The 17,932-nt window shown below is 64.1% G+C and carries 16 protein-coding genes; 2 read left to right on the top strand and 14 right to left on the bottom strand.

Going from position 1 to position 17,932, the window contains the following annotated elements; all coding sequences use genetic code 11:
* Positions 1 to 24: 24 nt before the first annotated feature.
* From V1293_RS25050 to pcaF, 12 genes are all read right to left on the bottom strand, one after another.
* The gene (locus tag V1293_RS25050; protein ID WP_334513097.1) at positions 25 to 1,896 is read right to left on the bottom strand and encodes a bifunctional sugar phosphate isomerase/epimerase/4-hydroxyphenylpyruvate dioxygenase family protein; all 1,872 of its coding nucleotides are present in this window, start codon (positions 1,894 to 1,896) and stop codon (positions 25 to 27) included.
* Positions 1,893 to 2,951 (bottom strand): Gfo/Idh/MocA family protein, encoded by a 1,059-nt coding sequence (locus V1293_RS25045; protein WP_334513095.1) that lies wholly within the window; start codon positions 2,949 to 2,951, stop codon positions 1,893 to 1,895. Before V1293_RS25045 ends, V1293_RS25050 begins: the two co-directional genes overlap by 4 nt.
* A complete protein-coding gene (locus V1293_RS25040; protein WP_334513093.1) occupies positions 2,948 to 3,688 on the bottom strand; it encodes an ABC transporter ATP-binding protein in 741 nt (246 codons plus the stop codon). Before V1293_RS25040 ends, V1293_RS25045 begins: the two co-directional genes overlap by 4 nt.
* 11 nt (positions 3,689 to 3,699) lie before the next feature.
* Positions 3,700 to 4,443, bottom strand: a complete 744-nt coding sequence (locus V1293_RS25035; protein WP_334513091.1) for an ABC transporter ATP-binding protein — start codon at positions 4,441 to 4,443, stop codon at positions 3,700 to 3,702.
* Positions 4,440 to 5,438: a branched-chain amino acid ABC transporter permease gene (locus V1293_RS25030; protein WP_334513089.1), complete on the bottom strand. Its 999-nt coding sequence runs from the start codon at positions 5,436 to 5,438 to the stop codon at positions 4,440 to 4,442. Before V1293_RS25030 ends, V1293_RS25035 begins: the two co-directional genes overlap by 4 nt.
* Entirely contained in the window at positions 5,435 to 6,310 is an 876-nt protein-coding gene (locus tag V1293_RS25025; protein WP_334391945.1) for a branched-chain amino acid ABC transporter permease, read from the bottom strand. The genes V1293_RS25030 and V1293_RS25025 overlap by 4 nt, the downstream gene beginning before the upstream one ends.
* Positions 6,311 to 6,403: 93 nt before the next feature.
* The gene (locus V1293_RS25020) at positions 6,404 to 7,540 is read right to left on the bottom strand and encodes an ABC transporter substrate-binding protein (RefSeq protein ID WP_334513088.1); all 1,137 of its coding nucleotides are present in this window, start codon (positions 7,538 to 7,540) and stop codon (positions 6,404 to 6,406) included.
* 50 nt (positions 7,541 to 7,590) lie between these two features.
* The gene (locus V1293_RS25015) at positions 7,591 to 8,481 is read right to left on the bottom strand and encodes a shikimate dehydrogenase (RefSeq protein ID WP_334513086.1); all 891 of its coding nucleotides are present in this window, start codon (positions 8,479 to 8,481) and stop codon (positions 7,591 to 7,593) included.
* A gap of 129 nt (positions 8,482 to 8,610) precedes the next feature.
* Positions 8,611 to 9,549: a LysR family transcriptional regulator gene (locus V1293_RS25010; protein WP_334513084.1), complete on the bottom strand. Its 939-nt coding sequence runs from the start codon at positions 9,547 to 9,549 to the stop codon at positions 8,611 to 8,613.
* 45 nt (positions 9,550 to 9,594) lie between these two features.
* Positions 9,595 to 10,197, bottom strand: coding sequence for a protocatechuate 3,4-dioxygenase subunit alpha (pcaG, locus tag V1293_RS25005; protein WP_334513081.1), 603 nt, complete (start codon positions 10,195 to 10,197; stop codon positions 9,595 to 9,597).
* On the bottom strand, positions 10,198 to 10,899 hold the full coding sequence (gene pcaH, locus V1293_RS25000) for a protocatechuate 3,4-dioxygenase subunit beta (protein ID WP_334513079.1): 702 nt from the start codon (positions 10,897 to 10,899) through the stop codon (positions 10,198 to 10,200). It lies immediately after the preceding gene.
* A gap of 135 nt (positions 10,900 to 11,034) precedes the next feature.
* A complete protein-coding gene (gene pcaF / locus V1293_RS24995) occupies positions 11,035 to 12,243 on the bottom strand; it encodes a 3-oxoadipyl-CoA thiolase (RefSeq protein ID WP_334513077.1) in 1,209 nt (402 codons plus the stop codon).
* A gap of 231 nt (positions 12,244 to 12,474) precedes the next feature.
* Here pcaF and mutS point away from each other — a divergent pair, with 231 nt between their 5' ends.
* Both mutS and V1293_RS24985 read left to right on the top strand, forming a co-directional pair.
* On the top strand, positions 12,475 to 15,198 hold the full coding sequence (gene mutS, locus V1293_RS24990; protein ID WP_334513076.1) for a DNA mismatch repair protein MutS: 2,724 nt from the start codon (positions 12,475 to 12,477) through the stop codon (positions 15,196 to 15,198).
* Between the two features lie 45 nt (positions 15,199 to 15,243).
* Positions 15,244 to 16,350, top strand: a complete 1,107-nt coding sequence (locus V1293_RS24985) for a hypothetical protein (protein ID WP_334513075.1) — start codon at positions 15,244 to 15,246, stop codon at positions 16,348 to 16,350.
* Here V1293_RS24985 and V1293_RS24980 read toward each other — a convergent pair.
* Both V1293_RS24980 and V1293_RS24975 read right to left on the bottom strand, forming a co-directional pair.
* Positions 16,347 to 17,144, bottom strand: coding sequence for a hypothetical protein (locus V1293_RS24980; protein WP_334516892.1), 798 nt, complete (start codon positions 17,142 to 17,144; stop codon positions 16,347 to 16,349). The two genes, V1293_RS24985 and V1293_RS24980, sit on opposite strands and share 4 nt — an antisense overlap.
* Positions 17,145 to 17,255: 111 nt before the next feature.
* Positions 17,256 to 17,765 (bottom strand): OsmC family protein, encoded by a 510-nt coding sequence (locus V1293_RS24975; RefSeq protein WP_214488846.1) that lies wholly within the window; start codon positions 17,763 to 17,765, stop codon positions 17,256 to 17,258.
* Between the last annotated feature and the right edge of the window lie 167 nt (positions 17,766 to 17,932).

The raw sequence follows: 17,932 nt of genomic DNA, 5'->3' as shown, positions 1-17,932 counted from the left end.
TTTTCTTGCTTTCTATTCCTGCGGTCACGCCTTGGGCATAGTGATCGGCCGCGATTCCCGCGTCTGGGCCGCGAGCCTGATCGCGGCGTTGGCGGCGCCGAAGCCGTGATAGTTGCGCCGCTCGACGATCTCGAAGAAGAACCGCTCGTCGAAGGCGTGGGTATAGACCTGGAAGAATTCGCCGTCGCCTTCGCGGTCGTAGAGAATCTGGTTGTCGCGAAGGGCTGTCATGGTCGCGGCGTCGAGGCCGTATTTGGCCTCGATGTCGTCGTAGTAATTGTCGGGAATCCTGAGGAAGTCCGCGCCGCGCGCACGCATGTCGGCGATCGCAGCGAAGATATCGCGGCAGGAGAACGCGACGTGCTGCACGCCGGAGCCGAAAAACTCGTGGATGAAGCGGGCCGACAGCGTGCGGGTGGCCGATGAGCCGTTGAGCACCACGCGCAGGCTTTGATTGCCGTTGATCAGCGCCTGGCTCTGCACCAGCCCAACCGGGTCCGCGATCTCCATCTGCGGCAGCCGTTCCAGATCGAGAATGCCGGTATAGAACAACAGCCACGACAACATCTCGTCATAGGGCATCGACTGCGAGATATGGTCGACGGCATCGAGACGATCGGTAGCCGCATCGCTGCGCAGCGGCTCGAAATCGAGGTCCCAGTTCTTGCCGGCCTCCTCCAGGAAATACAGCAGGCTGCCGCCGACGCCGCGGATCGCCGGAATCTCGAGTTCGCCCGGACCGACGGGCTGGTAGAAGGTCCGCGCCTGCAGCGCCTCCGCCCGCGCCATGGTGCTGCCGGCGTCATCCACATCAACGGCGATGGCGCAGACGCCGGGGCCGTGCGCGACGAAGTGCGAATGCGCAAAGCCATCCGGCTCGCAGTTGATCACGAGGTCGATATGGCCCTGCGACCAGCGCTCGACATCCTTGCTGCGATGCGCGCCGGTCTTGCGAAAACCGAGCTGGCCGAACAGGGCGGCGAGGTCGCGGCCTTTCTCTTCGCTGACGGCGAACTCGATGAAGCCGACGCCACGGCTCTTTGCCTTCGGTTGCAGCGGCACCGCCGGAGCGGCGGACGCCGCGGCGCGGACGTTATCCTCGAGCAGGATGAGCGAGCGCAGCCCGTCGGTTGCGGTGCGGACCGCGGAACCGGCGCGAAACTGGTCGTTGAATATTTCCAGTGACAGCGGGCCGGCATAGCCGGTGGCGAGCACGGCTTCCACGAACGAAGCGACCGGCAGGTCGCCCTGACCCGGGAAGCAGCGAAAATGCCGGCTCCAGGACAGCACGTCGAGGCCGAGCTTTGGCGCGTCGGCCAATTGCACCAGAAAGATCTTGTCGGCCGGGATCGATTGAATCGCCATCGTTGGGAACGACGGCGCCAGCGCATGAAAACTGTCGAGAATGATGCCGATCGATTTGTGATCGGCGCGCCACACGATCTCCCAGGCGTCGCGATAGTCGTTGACATGCCGTCCCCAGGCGAGCGCCTCATAGCCGACGCGTAAGCCCCGCGGCCCGGCGCGCTCACCCAGTTCGCGGAAATCGGCGGCCGCGCGGTCAATGCCGCCGAGCGAGGCCGGAGAGATGTTGCTGCAGATCAGCATCAAATCGGTCTGCAACTCCTGCATCAGGTCGAACTTGCGCTCGGCGCGCGCAAAATTGCGGGTGCGCTGCGGCTCCGGCATGCCTTCGAAGTCACGGAACGGCTGGAAGGCGCAGATCGACAGCCCGAGATCCCGGCACATCTGGCCGACGTCTCGCGGGCTGCCGTTGAACGAAAGCAGATCGTTCTCGAAGATCTCGACGGCGTCGAAGCCGGCCGCGGCGATTGCACGCAGCTTTTCATCGAGTGCGCCGCTAAGCGAGACGGTAGCGATCGAGCGCTTGTTCATGCCGCCTGCTCCATGATCCGGCCCGGGAATACGCGTGCGCCGGTAAATGCCGCTTCACGCACGGCCTCGACCACGGCAAGCGTCCCCATGGCATCCTCGACGGAAATCAGCGGCTCCTCGCTTCTCGCGATCACCGCACGGAAATGCCGGAGCTGCTCCACCAACGGATCTGCCAAGGGCACATCGACGAGGCTTCGGGAAAGTGGCGCATACCAGGCGCCTTGGCCCGGATACGACCACAGCTCCATGGTGGGCACCGACAGCGACCCCTTGGTGCCGGCGAACAGATAGCAAGGCTGATCCTGCTTCGGATAGGCCGCGTTCTCGCCCGATGACAGTTCCCAGCTCCACGGCGCCGGCGTCGCATCCGACAGCGTGATCGTGCCAATCGCGCCACCCGCGAACTTCAACAGCAGGGCCGCGGTATCCTCGACGGCAAAGCCGCGCGCCTTGTTCGAGGTTATGGCCTGAACCTCTGATATCTCGCCGCAGATGAAGCGCAGATTGTCGATGTCATGCACCAGATTGATCAGCAGCGGTCCGCCACCCGCCTCGCGCCGCCATGCGACATCGAAATAGTCGTCCGGCTTCTTCAGCAGCCACAAGCCGACAACCGCGGTGAGCTGGCCTATCCCGCCGCCGGCGACCTTGTCGCGTATCGCCTTGATGCGGGGATTGTGGCGGCGGTGGTGGCCGACCAGAACCGGCACACCGCTGCGCCGCACCGCCTCGCAAAGCCGCCGTGCGGAAGCGACCGTATCCGTCACCGGCTTCTCGACCAGCGCGGGGACCCCGCGCGCGACGCAATCGAGCGCCATCGGTAGATGCAGCGCGTTGGGCGACGCGACGATCATCCCGTCGGGCGTCTCCCGCTCCAGCAGCGCGCGATGATCGGCGTGCCAGGCAATCCCCTGCGATTCGGCGAACGCTTTTGCCTCGGACGAGGGATCGGCGATCCCGGTCAGGACGCAATCGGACGACGTCGCGACCAGCTCGATATGCTTGCGGCCAATCAGCCCCGCGCCCGCCACGCCGATCCGCAACGTACCGCTCATGCCGCAGTCTCCGTCATCGCGCCGCCCAGGAACAATTGCCCGATGCGGGGATCGTTCAGAACGCGCTGCGCGGTGTCGAAGAGCCGGGTCTGGCCGAGTTCGAGCACGATGCCGTAGTCGGAAATCTCCAGCGCCGAGCGCGCGTTCTGTTCGATCATCAGGATCGATACGCCACGGTCGCGCAGATCCTTCAGAATGTTGAAGGTCTGCTGCACCATCAGCGGCGAAAGCCCGATCGACGGCTCGTCGATCAACACCAGCTGCGGATTGAGCAGCAGGCCGCGAACGATTTCAAGCTGCTTCTGTTCGCCGCCCGACAGCGTGGAGGCTTGTTGCGCGGCCCTCTTGCGCAGCGCCGGGAACTTGTCGAGCGCTGCCTCGATTCGGGCAGGCAGATCAGTGATGTCCCGCCCGGCGACGACGGCGCCAAGCTGGATGTTGTCGCGTACCGATAGTTCCGGAAAGATATTGCGTCCCTGCGGGACGTAGCAGATGCCTGCATTGAGCAATTCGCGTTGACTCAACCCGGTGACGTCGCGCCCTTTGAATACAACCCTGCCTTCGCGCAGCTTCAACAGGCCGAAGATCGCCTTGAACACAGTGGACTTGCCGGCGCCGTTCGGGCCGATCACGGTGGTGATCGAGCCGGCGGGCACCGAGAAGGTGGTGCCGTTGAGGATCGTCATCTTGCCGTAGCCGCCGACGAGGCCTTGAACATCCAGAATGGCATCGCTCATGGATCGATCCCTCAATGGCCGAGATAGGCTTCGATGACGGCGGGGTTGGCGCGGACTTCGCTTGGGGTGCCCATCGCCAACAGCTTGCCTTCCGCCATCACCATGACGCGCGTGCACAGCGACATCACAAATTCCATGTTGTGCTCGATCACCACGAAGGTGGCGCGCTTCTCGCGGTTGATCGCCGCCAGCCGCTCCTTGAGATCGCCGAGCATGGTGAGGTTGACGCCGCCGGCCGGCTCATCGAGCAGCACCAGCCGCGGACCGCCCATGAACGCCATCGCAGCATCGAGCAGCTTTTGCTGGCCGTAGGACAGGCCGCCGGCGGCTTCGGTCGCGAGATGATCGAGCTTGAAGAAGCCGATCATCTGGTCGGCCGCCGCCGATAGCCCGGCGTCGGAGGGACCGAGCAGCCGCGACATCATGTTGCCCTGGTGCTCCTGGCCGGCGAGGATCAGATTTTCCCGCACCGACAGCTTTGGAAACACCTGCAGAAGCTGGAAGGTGCGGCTGACGCCGAGGCGGTTCAACTCGGACGGCCGCAATCCCGTTACGAGTTTGCCGTCGACCTTCACCTCACCATCGGTCGGCGTGAGCTGGCCGAGGATGCAATTGAAGAGCGTGGACTTGCCGCAACCGTTCGGGCCGATCAGCCCGAGGATTTCGCCCTCCTGCACGTCGAAACTGACGCCATCGACCGCTTTGATGCCACCAAAACTCTTCTTGATGTCGCTGACTTCGAGGACCGCGGTCATGGCGCCGTCTCCAGCCTGGATTTTGCAACCGCGCGCAGTGCGGACGCCGCCTTGGTGCGCCGCTCGGCCAGATAGCGATCGAGGATGCCGAGAATGCCGGTCGGCGAATAAATCAGCAGCAGCATCACCGCGACCGCATAGAGCATCAGGTAATAGCCTTGCGTGAAGCGCAGCCATTCCGGCAGCAGCACCGCGATCATGGCGCCGAGGAACGGCCCGAAGAAGAATCCGGAGCCACCGACGATCACCATCATCAACAGATCGAGCGAGAGCGAGAGGTTGAAGGGAACCGGGTCGATATATTGCGTCAGCGGCGCATAGAGCGTGCCGGCGACGCCGCCGAGCGCCGACCCGATCGCGAACGCCATCAGCGTATAGCGCCGCGTATCGATGCCGAGCGACAGCGCCCGCACCGGGTTTTCACGCAGCGCGACGAAGGCGCGGCCCCAGGGCGAGCGGATCAGCCACCACATCGCCAATGATACGATCGCAAGCGAGCCGAGGCAGAAATAATAGAACGGCAACGGCCGGTTGGTCACAAAGCCCATGACGTTGGGCCGCGGAATGTTGGAGATGCCATAGATGCCCTTGGTGAGCCAGTCCTCGTTGCGGAACACCAGGAACGCCAGCGTCGAGAACGCCAGCGTCACGAACGCGAGGTAGTGATGCTGCACGCGCAGCGCCGGATAGCCCAGGATCCAGCCGATGGCGAAGCACAGCACGATGGCAACACCCAGCGCTGCGATCAGCGGCATGCCCTGCGTGGTCATGATCGCCGCCGCATAGGCGCCGATGCCGACGAACGCGCCCTGCGCCAGCGACACCTGGCCGGCATAGCCCAGCGTCAGATTGAGCCCCATCGCGGCGATGGTCATCACCGCCCACTGGCTCAGGATGAACAGGCCGTAGCGGTTGAAGTTCATGGGCACGATGATCAGGGCCGCGATCACCACGACGCCGAGCGCAATGCGCAGATATTTCCCGGTAGCGGTCATACCGTGCGCTCCTCGGGCCGGCCGAGCAGGCCTTGCGGACGGAACAGGATGATGACGATCAGGAGGATCAGCGGCACCGCGGCGCGATACTGCGTCGATACATAGGCGGCTGACAGATTGTCTACCACGCCGATCAACAGCCCGCCGGCGATGGCGCCACGCACCTGGTTGAAGCCGCCGACGATCGCCGCGATGAAGGCGGCCTGCCCGAGCACCTCGCCGGAGGAGAATTTCGCCAGATAGATCGGCGTGATTAGCAGCGAGGCCAGCGCCACCAGAAACGCGTTGATCAGGAAGGTCAGCAGGATCATGCGCTCGACCGGCACGCCGATGATGCGGGCGACCGTCGGGTTCTGGGCGGTGGCCTGCATCTGGTGGCCGATCGAGGTGCGGTTCAACAGCGCAGTCAGGCCGATCACCACCGCAATCGCGAGCGCCAGCACACCAAGGCTCTGCAACGAGACCACCCGGCCAAGGATCGAGACGTCACCGGCCGGCACGATGGAGGGGAACGGCGAGGCTTCGGCGCTGAAGAACTGCTTCACGGCTTCCTTCATGCCGATCGCCAGCGCCATGGTGGCAATGGCCAGCGGCAGCACGCCGTGCCGCAGCATCGGATCGACCAGCAGCAGCTTGAAGCCGAGCCCGAGCAGCAGCAGCGACAGCAGGATGCCGAGGATAATGGCGAGCCAGAATGGCGCGCCTGCGTGCATCACCGCCAGCATCAGGAACGCCGGCAGCATCACGAATTCGCCCTGCGCGAAATTGATGGTTTGCGACGTCTGCCACAGCAGCGTGAACCCGACCGCGACGAGGGCATAGATCGCCCCGGTCGCAAGGCCCGCCACGAGCAGATCGAGCAGATTGGACATGCTCCTCCCCTCACCCGTCACATGCGGACGGCGTCAATCATTTCACCATGCTGATCTCGGGGGCCTACGTTTAAGCGCACGCCCCGTCGCGGCTCAGTTCAGTTTCGGCAGCACCTGCTTGACAACCTGCTTGCCGTCGACGATCTCGACCAGGAATCCCTGGCGATCGATGTCGCCCTTCTCGTCGAAAGTCACATCCATCAGGATGCCGGGCTCGCTCGCGGCCTTGATGGTGAGGCCGTGCAGATTATCGGCGAACGCCTTGGCGTCGACCTTGCCCATCTTCTCGGTGGTGGCCTTGATCATGTAGATCGCGAGATAGCCTTTCAGCCCGTTATGATCAGGGACGTAATTGTACTTCTTGACGAACTTTTCGCGGAACGCCTTGACCAGATCGACCGGTGCATCGGTGGTGAGGCCGACATGGCCGCGCGCGCCGTTCGCGGCATCGCCGGCGAGTTCGACGACCTTCTGGCCGACCAGCGTCGTCTCGCCCATCAGCGGCACTGATATCGCCTGGCGCTTCAGCTCCTTGAGCATCCGCGCGCTTTCTTCTTCATTGACGTAGATGAACACCGCGTCGGGCGCCGCCGCCTTGATCTTGCTGACGTCGGCGGCAAAGTCGGCTTGCCCCGCTTCGGTGGAAATGTCGGCGGCGACCTTGATGTTATACTTGGCGAATTCCTTGGTGATGACGTCGCGGCCGCCCTTGCCGAAATCATTGTTGACCCAGACGATCGCGACCGATTTCGCCTTCAGCTCGTCGTTGATGTATTTGGCGACCTTCGGCATCGAGGATTGCTGGCCGAACGAGGTGCGGAACAGGAACTTGTTGCCGCCCTGCGTCAGTTCGGCGGCCTCGCCACCCATGATCTGGGTGATACCGGCTTCGGCGGCGAGCGGCGAAGTGACCTTGACGGAGCCGGAATAGCCGGGTCCGAGCAGAACGTAGGGCTCGTTGTCGAGCGCCTTCTGCACCTGCGCGCGCGCAACGCCCGGGTTCGATTGCGAATCCGCATGCGTCACTTCCAGCTTGCGGCCGAGCAACCCGCCCTTGGCGTTGATCTCCTCGATCGCGAGGTCGATGCCGTTCTTCCAGTTGTTGCCGACGGTCGCCCCGCCGCCGGACAATTCGGCGACATTGGCGAGCTTGATCGGCGCCCCTTGCGTGAATGCGGCCGCGGCCGACACGGTGGCAAGCAGGAGTCCTGCAAAAATTCCAGATCTCATTTCCATCCCCTCTTCTCGTTATAATAAACGGCCTTGTGACCGGCCGTGTTTTAAGCTGCGTTCACTTTAGCGTAGCGCTTGGCCATCACGGCGTCGAATGCATTTCCCATCTCGACGGCCGATGGCTTCAATCCCGTGAACAGTTCGAATGCATCCGCGGCCTGGTAGATCGCGAGCTCGCGCCCGGTCATGGCCTCCGCGCCCTTTGCCTTGGCGGCGTTCAACAGCGGCGTCCAGAGCGGCGTGTAGACCGCGTCGGCGACCCACACGCTCTTATGCAGCAGGGCGTCCGGGACCGGCGTGCCGCGGTTCGGCAACATGCCGACCGGCGAGCCGTTGACGACACCGGTGGCGCCGCGCATCGCGTCCTCGACGCTGTCGGCGACACTTGTTTTGCCGCGCTTCCCGATCTGGTCGGCGAGTTGCGTAGCCTTGGCGCGGTCGGTGTCGAAGATCCTGATCTCGGCGACACCAATCCCGGCCAGCGCAAAAGCGATCGCCTTCCCGACGCCGCCTGCGCCGATCACGGCAACTGTGCTCTGCGCGGGGTCACGGACAAGCTCGGTGATCGCCCGGGCAAACCCTGTTGTGTCGGTGTTGTATCCGATCAGCCGGCCGTCCCTGACCACGACCGTGTTGACCGCGCCGATCGCACGCGCCCCCGGTGACATCTCATCGAGCAGGGAGACTACCGCTTCCTTGTACGGAAAGGTAACGTTGACGCCTGCAAAGCCCAGACGGCGTACGCCATCGAGCAGTAGCCGCAATTCCTCGCGGTCAGCGCCCGCAACTTCGATCAGTTGGTAGTGGCAATGCGCGCCGAGCGCCTCGGCGGCCCGCTCATGCATCGCGGGCGAAGCCGAATGCGCGATCGGCGCGCCGATCAGGCCGCTGAGAAAGCGGCGATCGGCTGGAGCGATGGGGCGGGCGGCAGGGCTCATGATCTCGTCATCGGGCGCAATGCGCGTTGGCGGCAGCGGTTGGTTCGGGATACGCCCCGATCCGGCCAGACGATAGCGTTTTGCCGACCTAACACAATTACCCATTTATGCCGGATAGATAACATCATGTTATTTCTTGCGAGGCCTGACATCAGGCTTTCGCGGCGCAGCTTTCCCCGGTCCCACCGCCCGCATTTCGGAGCGCAAGCATTCGATGAAATGCTCGATGTGAAGCGACAGCGGCGCGCCCCGTTTCACCGCAATGTAAGTGTCGAACCTGGTCGGCTCGACAATTCTGAGCAACTCGATGCCGGGATAACCGCCATGGGCGACAGTGAACTGGTCGATCACGGCAATGCCGAGACCGGCCTTCACCAGCGCGCACACGGTGGTGCCGAAGCGCGCGCGGATGGTGATGTCGTAGTCGAGTTTGTTGCGCGCAAAGATCTCCGCCATGATCCGCCCGTAGGGATCGTTGGGATCGATGCCGATCAGGGGATAGCGGATGATCTCCGCGGCCGAGACCTGCTTGCATCCGGCCAGCTCATGCCCCGCCGGCACGATGCAGAACAATTCGCCGGACGCCAGCGGCAGGAAGTCGAGGCCGGGATGCTCGAGCCGGTAGCTCATGGCGACGCAATCGCCACGGCCCAGCAGCAGATAATCGACGGCCTCCTCGATCTTGAGGATGTTGATGTCGATCCGCAGCTCCGGATAGCGGCGTCGAACCCGCTCGATTGCGCGCGGCACCATCACCTGCGAGATGCTGGGTACGGAGCCGATACGCAGTTCGGACAGGTCACCGCGCCCGATCTTGGAGATGATCTCGGTAAGATCATCCATCTTCTCGTAGACGCCGTTGATCTGCTCGAAGATGTTGCGGGCTTCCGCCGTCGGAAAATAGCGCCCGTTCTGGCGCTGGAAGAAGCGGACGCCCAGGGACTTCTCGGTGTACTTCACCAGCCGGCTGATGCCCGGCGCTGATACGTTCAGAAGCCTCGCAGCGCCGCCGATCGTGCCGGTCACCATCACGGCGCGGATCACCTCGACCTGGCGAAGCGTCATCATGTGTGAAGTCTTGCCTGTCGCGTTGCCTCTGCGATGTCGTCGCGGCTACACGTCGAAGAACACCGTCTCTTTGTCGCCCTGCAGATGGATGTCGAAACGATAGACCGCATTGCCGCCCGGCTGGCGCGTCGCGATCAGCGTGGCGCGGCGGTCGGCCGGCACCAGCGCCAGTACGGGATCGGACGCATTGGCGGCCTCGCCGTCGAAATAGATCCGCGAATAATTGTGCAAGAGCATGCCACGCGCGAACACGGCGAGCACGATATGCGGCGCCTGCGGCTTGCCGTCGGGATCGGCGACCTGCCCCGGTTTGATGGTGTCGAAGGCATAACCGCCCTTCGCATCGGTACCGATCCGGCCGAATCCCTTGAACGTGGAATTCGGCAGCGCCCGCTTGTCCTGCGGATCGGAGAACCGTCCCTGCGCATCCGCTTGCCAGATCTCCAGCATGCAATCCGGCACGACCGCGCCGTCGCCATCGAACACCTGCCCCTCGATGCGAATGCGTTCGCCCGACGTATCCGCCGTAACGAGGTTGTTGCTGAACGCGTCGTTCCAGTCGTATTTGCCGTTCGAGGTCAGACCATAGGCGAAATAGGGGCCCACGGTCTGCGACGGGGTGAGGCCGTCTGGCTTGGTCTGTTGCACTTACTTTTTCTCCATCGGCGTGGCGTTGCGCCCGCGCAGCACAATGTTGAAGCGGTAGCACAGCGCCCAATCCGGCTTGGTGTTCTCCAGATCGAACGACGAGATCATCCGGTTGCGTGCCTTCTCGTCGGTGACCGAATTGAAGATCGGATCGAACGGGAACAGCGGATCGCCGGGGAAATACATCTGCGTGACGAGACGCGAGACAAAGGAGTGGCCGAACACCGAGAAGTGGATGTGGGCCGGACGCCAGGCGTTGTGGTGATTGCCCCAGGGGTAAGCGCCGGGCTTGATGGTGACGAAGCGGTAATAGCCCTGCGCGTCCGACTGCGTGCGACCAGCGCCGGTGAAATTCGGATCGAGCGGCGCGGGATGCTGATCGACGACATGCACGTAACGGCCGCAGGAATTGGCCTGCCACAGTTCGACCAGCGCGTTCGGCACGCCGCGGCCGTCTTCATCGAGCACATGGCCGTGCACGATGATGCGCTCGCCGAGCGGCTCGCCCTTGCCCTGAACGGTGAGGTCATGATCGTTCGCGCGAACCGTCTCGTGGCCGTAGACCGGCCCGGTCAATTCCGACAGCGTGTGCCGCATCGGAATCAGCGGCTTGGAGGGCGAGCGCTTGACCGTGCTCTTGTAGGCGGGGGACAGCCGCGGCGGATGCGCCGCGAGACTTTGCACCGGATAGACCAATGTCATGACGTATCCCTCCCTCGCATCGCGCTATCAGCGCAAAATTGCTTCGCGATTTTGTCGCTGAGCCGCGCCGCCAGATCATTATATGACATAACTAATTTGGGAAAGGACGTTTTTTCGTCCTCCCAAATATTTGTCTTAATTGACCTTTTCGATCGCGACCGCAACGCCCTGGCCGACGCCGACACACATGGTTGCCAAGGCAAGCTTGCCGCCCCGCTTCTCCATGCCGTGCACCGCCGTCAGCACCAGCCGCGCGCCGCTCATGCCGAGCGGATGGCCGAGCGCGATCGCGCCGCCATGCGGATTGACGAAGTCGGCGTCATCCTGGACGCCCAGTTGCCGCAAACAGGCTATGCCCTGCGAAGCGAAGGCTTCATTGAGCTCGATCAAATCGAAGTCAGAGATCTTGATGCCAAGCCGCTCCATCAGCTTCCTGGTCGCCGGCACCGGGCCGATGCCCATGATGCGCGGCGGCACCGCAGCCGAGGCTAGCCCCAGGATGCGCGCCCGCGGCGTCAGCCCGTGCTTTTTCACAGCGGCTTCGGAGGCGAGGATCATCGCCGCCGCGCCGTCATTGACGCCGGACGCATTCCCCGCGGTCACCGTGCCGGGATTGCGCACGATCGGCTTCAGTTTCGTGAGGCCCTCCAGCGTGGTTTCGGGGCGCGGATGCTCATCCTTGTCGACGATGATGGGCCCAGCCTTGCCGCCCGGCACCGATACCGGCGTGATTTCCTCGGCGAAATAACCGGAAGCGATCGCAGCGCCCGCGCGCTGCTGCGAGCGGATCGCCATCGCGTCCTGATCCGCGCGTGACACCTGGAATTCCTCGGCGACGTTCTCGCCGGTCTCCGGCATCGCGTCGACGCCGTACTGTGCCTTCATCAAGGGATTGATGAAGCGCCAGCCGATCGTCGTGTCGTAAATCTCGGCCGAGCGCGCGAATGCTTCCGGCGCCTTGCCCATCACGAACGGCGCGCGGGTCATCGATTCGACGCCACCGGCAATCGCGAACTCGATTTCGCCTGATCGAATCGCGCGACCCGCGGCGCCTACCGCATCGAGGCCCGACGCACAGAGACGATTCAGGGTCTGGCCGGGAACCGATTCCGGCATGCCCGCGAGCAACAGCGCCATCCGCGCCACATTGCGGTTATCCTCGCCGGCCTGGTTGGCGCAGCCGAAAAACACCTCATCCACTTGCGCCCAGTCGAGATTGGGATGCTTCGCCATCAGCGCCTTGATCGGGGTCGCGGCCAGATCGTCGGCGCGCACCTTGGCGAGCGAGCCGCCGAAACGGCCGATCGGGGTCCGGACGGCATCGCAAATGAATACATCACGCATAGAATCTCTCCCTGAATGCCGTGCTTTAGGCGTTGAGCCCTACGGAACTGTTGGCGAGTTTTAGGAGCGTGCCCGCGGCAGGTCAATTGAGGCTTGCCACTCCTGTCGTGCTCCGGCGGGATGCCCGTCATGCGGGCGTGATCAATTATGCGGCGTGGGGCGTGGAAAACTCTGACAATGGGGGTAAGGGAATAGGACCGGGCGGCGAAATTTTGTAGTTTGCCGCCCGCAATGACGATCCAGCAATCCATTCCCGCCCCCGAAGCCACGCCGGCCGCTGACGCAAATTCGCGCGTCACGCCGATGATGGAACAGTACCTCGAGATCAAGGCCGCCCATCCCGGGCTCCTGCTGTTCTACCGGATGGGCGATTTCTACGAGCTGTTCTTCGAGGACGCCGAGATCGCCTCCAAAACGCTCGGCATCGTGCTGACCAAGCGCGGCAAGCATCAGGGCACGGACATCCCGATGTGCGGCGTGCCGGTGGAACGCTCCGAGGACTATCTGCACCGTCTGATCAACGCCGGCCACAGGGTCGCGGTGTGCGAGCAGACCGAGAATCCCGCCGCGGCACGCGCCCGCGGCAACAAGAGCGTGGTGGCCCGCGGCGTGGTGCGGCTGGTGACGCCCGGCACCTTGACCGAAGATACACTCCTGGATGCACGCACCAACAACTACCTGCTGGCAATCGCGCGCGCCCGCGCCTCGTCCGGCGGCGATCGCATTGGCCTTGCCTGGATCGATATCTCGACCTCGGAATTCACAGTCACGGAATGCTCGACTGCGGAACTGGCGGCGACGCTGGCGCGGATCAATCCGAACGAGGCCATCGTCACCGACGCGCTCTATGGCGATGCCGATCTCGGCCCGCTGCTGCGCGAATTGCCGTCTGTCACGCCCCTGACCCGCGACGTTTTCGATGGCGCCACGGCGGAACGGCGGCTATGCGACTATTTTGCGGTCGCGACGATGGATGGCCTCTCCGCGATGTCGCGGCTGGAAGCGACCGCGGCGGCTGCCGCCGTCACCTATATCGACCGCACGCAGGTCGGGAAGCGTCCGCCGCTGTCGCCGCCGTCGCGCGAGGCGGCCGGAACGACCATGGCGATCGACCCCGCTACCCGCGCCAATCTCGAACTGACCCGCACGCTGGCCGGCGAGCGCCGCGGATCGCTGCTCGATGCGATCGATTGCACGGTTACCGCCGCCGGCTCGCGCCTACTGGCGCAACGCCTCGCCGCACCGCTCACCGACAGCGCGGGAATCGCGCGACGGCTGGATGCGATTGCAACTTTTGTCACCGATAGCGCTACGCGCGACGATATCAGGACCACGCTGCGCGCGGCACCCGACATGTCGCGCGCTTTGGCGCGGCTGTCAGTCGGACGCGGCGGCCCGCGTGATCTTGCAGGCCTGCGCGATGGCATTCTTGCCGCCGATCAGGCACTGGCGCGGCTCGCGCAGCTCGAAACGCCCCCGCTGGAAATCATCGCTGTGATGGAGGCGCTGCGCCGGCCCTCGCGCGACCTCGCCCGCGAGTTCGAGCGCGCACTCGCCGAGCAACTGCCGCTGATCAAGCGTGATGGCGGTTTCATCCGCGAGAATTATGAACCAGCCCTCGACGAGAGCCGGAACTTGCGCGACGCCTCCCGCCTTGTCGTCGCCGCGATGCAGGCCCGCTACGCCGATGACACCTCCATCAAGGCGCTCAAGATCCGGCACAACAACGTGCTCGGCTATTTCGTCGAGGTCACGGCGCAGCACGGCGACAAATTGATGGCGCCGCCGTTGAATGCGACCTTTATCCATCGCCAGACGCTGGCGGGGCAAGTTCGCTTCACTACGGCCGAACTCGGCGAGATCGAGGCCAAGATAGCCAATGCCGGCGATCGCGCGCTCAATCTCGAACTCGAAATCTTCGAGCGGCTCTGCGCGATGGCGCTCGCAGCAAGCGACGACCTGCGCGCCGCCGCGCATGCGTTTGCCTTGCTCGATGTCGCGACCGCGCTGGCGAAGCTGGCGGCCGATGACAATTACGTGCGGCCCGAGGTCGATGGCTCGCTCGGCTTCGCCGTCGAGGGCGGCCGGCACCCCGTCGTCGAACAGGCGTTGAAGCGCGACGGTCAGCCGTTCATCGCCAATGCCTGCGACCTGTCGCCCAGCCCCGCTCAGAAATCCGGCCAGATATGGCTGATCACCGGCCCGAACATGGCGGGCAAATCGACCTTCCTGCGCCAGAATGCGCTGATCGCGCTGATGGCGCAGATCGGTTCCTACGTGCCGGCTTCGCGCGCGCGGATCGGCGTCGTCGACCGGCTGTTCAGCCGCGTCGGCGCGGCGGATGATCTCGCGCGAGGACGTTCGACCTTCATGGTCGAGATGGTCGAGACCGCCGTCATCCTCAACCAGGCCAGCGAGCGCTCGCTGGTGATCCTCGATGAAATCGGCCGCGGCACCGCCACCTTCGACGGCCTGTCGATCGCGTGGGCCGCGATCGAGCATCTGCACGAGGCTAACCGCTGCCGCGCGCTGTTCGCCACGCATTATCACGAATTGACCGCGCTTTCCGCAAAACTGCCGCGGATGTTCAACGCCACCGTGCGCGTCAAGGAGTGGCAGGGCGATGTCGTGTTCCTGCACGAAGTGCTGCCGGGTTCGGCCGACCGCTCCTACGGCATCCAGGTCGCGAAACTCGCCGGGCTTCCGCCGGCGGTGATCACGCGCGCCAAGTCGGTGCTGGCGAAGCTCGAAGCGCAGGACCGCGGCCAGACCGCCCGCGCGCTCGCCGACGATCTGCCGCTGTTCGCCGTCCCCTCCCGCGCCGCCGCCGAACCCGCGCCGCCGAGCGAGGCGGAGCAACTGGTCGATGCGGTGAAGGCGCTACATCCCGACGAGATGTCGCCGCGCGAGGCACTGGAGGCGCTCTATGCGCTGAAGGCGAAATTGCCGAAGTAGGCTGGCGCGGCTTCCAACAACCAGAGAATGCTGCCAAGCTGGGGTATGTCATCGCCTGCCTTGCCTATCCTCTCGCCATCGCTTTCGGCCAAGCTTGCCGCTCTTGCCACACGGCCGGCGACCAATCGCGAATTGGACGACATCCTTACCGAACTCGCTACGCTGCCGGCGCATCTTGTCGTACGGGCCAGCCGGGAAATCGCGACCGGCGCAGGTCTCGGCTGGTGGCAGCCGGAAAAGCGCCCTCGGCAAGTCATCCCAACCCACCGAGCAAGCCTCTTTTTCCAGCGGATCAGAGACCGGCTTCGGCCGAAATCCACTCCTGTCCCTTTTCCATCTGACCGAGAATTGCTCGCCGCAAATGCGGATCTCGCGTGGCTGTTCCTGTTCCACCCAAGCGGCTACCTCAGGGAGGCGGCGCTCCACCACATAACCACACCACCGACCTCGCCATTCTTCCTTGCGGCTTTGGCGTGGCGACTGAATGACTGGGCTGAACCGGTTCGTCAGGCCGCGAAGCGATGCGTCAAGCGTATCGCGCCTGATGTCGCAGCAGCCGTTGCGGGAGATGCGGCCGTATACCTGCTCGAGCGGCGCTTTGTCTGGGGCCGGTGGCGTGACGAGGGAAATATCCTCGATCTGGTGTTTGAGCGCGAAGATGTCCTTGCCGCCCTGGCGACACGCCTGCAGGAGCAGTCAACCGGTCCTCTCGCAGCCTGTCTTCGCCACGCCTTGCGATATCCCGGCATGGATCAGCACCTCCCGCGACTGGCAAAGGCGGCCGTGCAACCATCAGTCAGAGCCGCCGCCTATACGTGCTTGATTTCCGGGAAAGCGATCTGGCCCGTTGGCTTCGAATGGATGTGGATCGACAAGGTATACGGCTTGCGACGACGTACGCCGGTGCTGCACACGCGAACCATTCAGCGCAATCGTCCTCCTGCCGACTTCGTCAAAACAGCCATCCGCGACAAGTCACCCTTCGTGAGGAAGGTTGCCGCAGACGCGATGATCGCCGTGCGGTCGGAGATACCTGACGAGGAATCGCTAATTGCCGATCTGGCAACGGACCAAAGTTCGCTGGTGCGGTCGAGGGCGGACTTCCTGTTGAGACATCCGCGGACATCGAATTCACAGGCAGAGCTCGATTAAGTTCGCAACGCCTTCCCTCGCCCGAGCCGCCACAGGCCGAGATTCCAGCCGACACACGTCGCCAGCGCCAGGCTCAACCCGATCCCCGAGCCGAATTGCGGTGCCGCGACATGCAGCACCGCAATCGCGATGCCGAGGCCGATCAGCCCCCAGGCGCTGTTGGCGAGCACGGCGGCGGTCGGCGGGCCGCCGATGCGCGGGTGCAGGATCAGCATCATCGACGTGAACACGACCGGGAACAGCGCGATCATGCCGCTGACCTTGGGACCGACCCAGCTCGAGGTGGTGACCACCGTCGCCACCAATGTCGCGACCAGTGACGCCCGCAGCGGGATGTCGTACCAGCGGCGTCTGATTGGCGGCATCTTGGCGTGGCGGTAGCGGGCGAGCAGCGGGACGCAGATCGCGTAAGCGATGACATTGGCGATCAACCCACCGGCCAACGACCACTGCACCGAGCGGATGACCGTGGCGAGCGCGAGCCATACGGCCACCGCCGTGAAGCAACTCAGCAGTGCGCCGTGGCGTTGCGCCAGCACGACATAGGTCAACCCGAGGAAGATCGTTGCGGCGTTGATCGGCAGGCTCGCCAGCGCGCCCTCGGCGATGAAGGCAGCGTCATGATCGAGCGCGAGGAACACATAGGATGGCCCCGCCGAGATCGGCAGCGTCGCAATCAATGCCCCGATCACCGGGCCCGAGCGTTCGGTGACAATCGAAGCCGTCACCACGAACGCCGCGGTGATCGCCATGCGCAGGCCGAGCGTGAGGATGAAGGCGAGTTCGGGGGACATTTGCATCGCTGTCATGGCCGGGCTTGTCCCGGCCATCCACGTCTTCTTGCTTTTCGTCAGGTTAAGGACGTGGATGCCCGGGACGAGCCCGGGCATGACGGAGAACTGGCCTCACACCCGCTTCATCGACACCGAAACCTTCGGGCCGTTCTTGATGGTCTGGTAGACCACGCAATAGCGCTCGGTGAGCTTCAGCAGCAGGTCGAGCTTGTCCTGCGGCGCGTCGGTGCCGACCTCGAAGCGCAGGCGGATCTCCTCGAAACCGACCGGGGCTTCCTTGTCGACGCCGAGCGTGCCGCGAAAATCCAGATCGCCTTCGGCTATGACGTTGCCGGTCTTCAGGGGAACATCGACGGCGGTGGCGACCGACTTCAGCGTCACACCGGCGCAGGCGACCAGGGCTTCCAGCAGCATGTCGCCGGAGCACAGCTCCAGGCCGGAGCCGCCGGTGGCGGGGTGGAGGCCAGCTACCGCCAGCGCGCGGCCGGTCTCGACCTTGCAGGCGATGCCTTCATTGTCGATCGAGCCTTTGGCTTTGAGGGTAATGACCGCGGCCGAGGGATCGGACTTGTAGCGTTCCTTGATCGGGGCCTGCATCGCGCGGAGTTCGGCGGCGTCCATCTTCGTCTCCCGACTTTTTGTTTATGCATCGGATATAAAGGGCTATCGACGCGCTGTCATCACGGTCCTCCGCGGCCAACCCATGCGGCATGGGAAATCCACGCTTTTCCAACAGCTTATGGCTGGCATTCGCGCACCCGGCGGCATAGCTTTGATTTGGCCGTACA

It is taken from the genome of Bradyrhizobium sp. AZCC 1693 (assembly GCF_036924745.1).
Taxonomy (GTDB): domain Bacteria; phylum Pseudomonadota; class Alphaproteobacteria; order Rhizobiales; family Xanthobacteraceae; genus Bradyrhizobium.
Note: the sequence above shows the minus strand (reverse complement) of the source record. Positions and strands in the feature narration are given on the sequence as shown.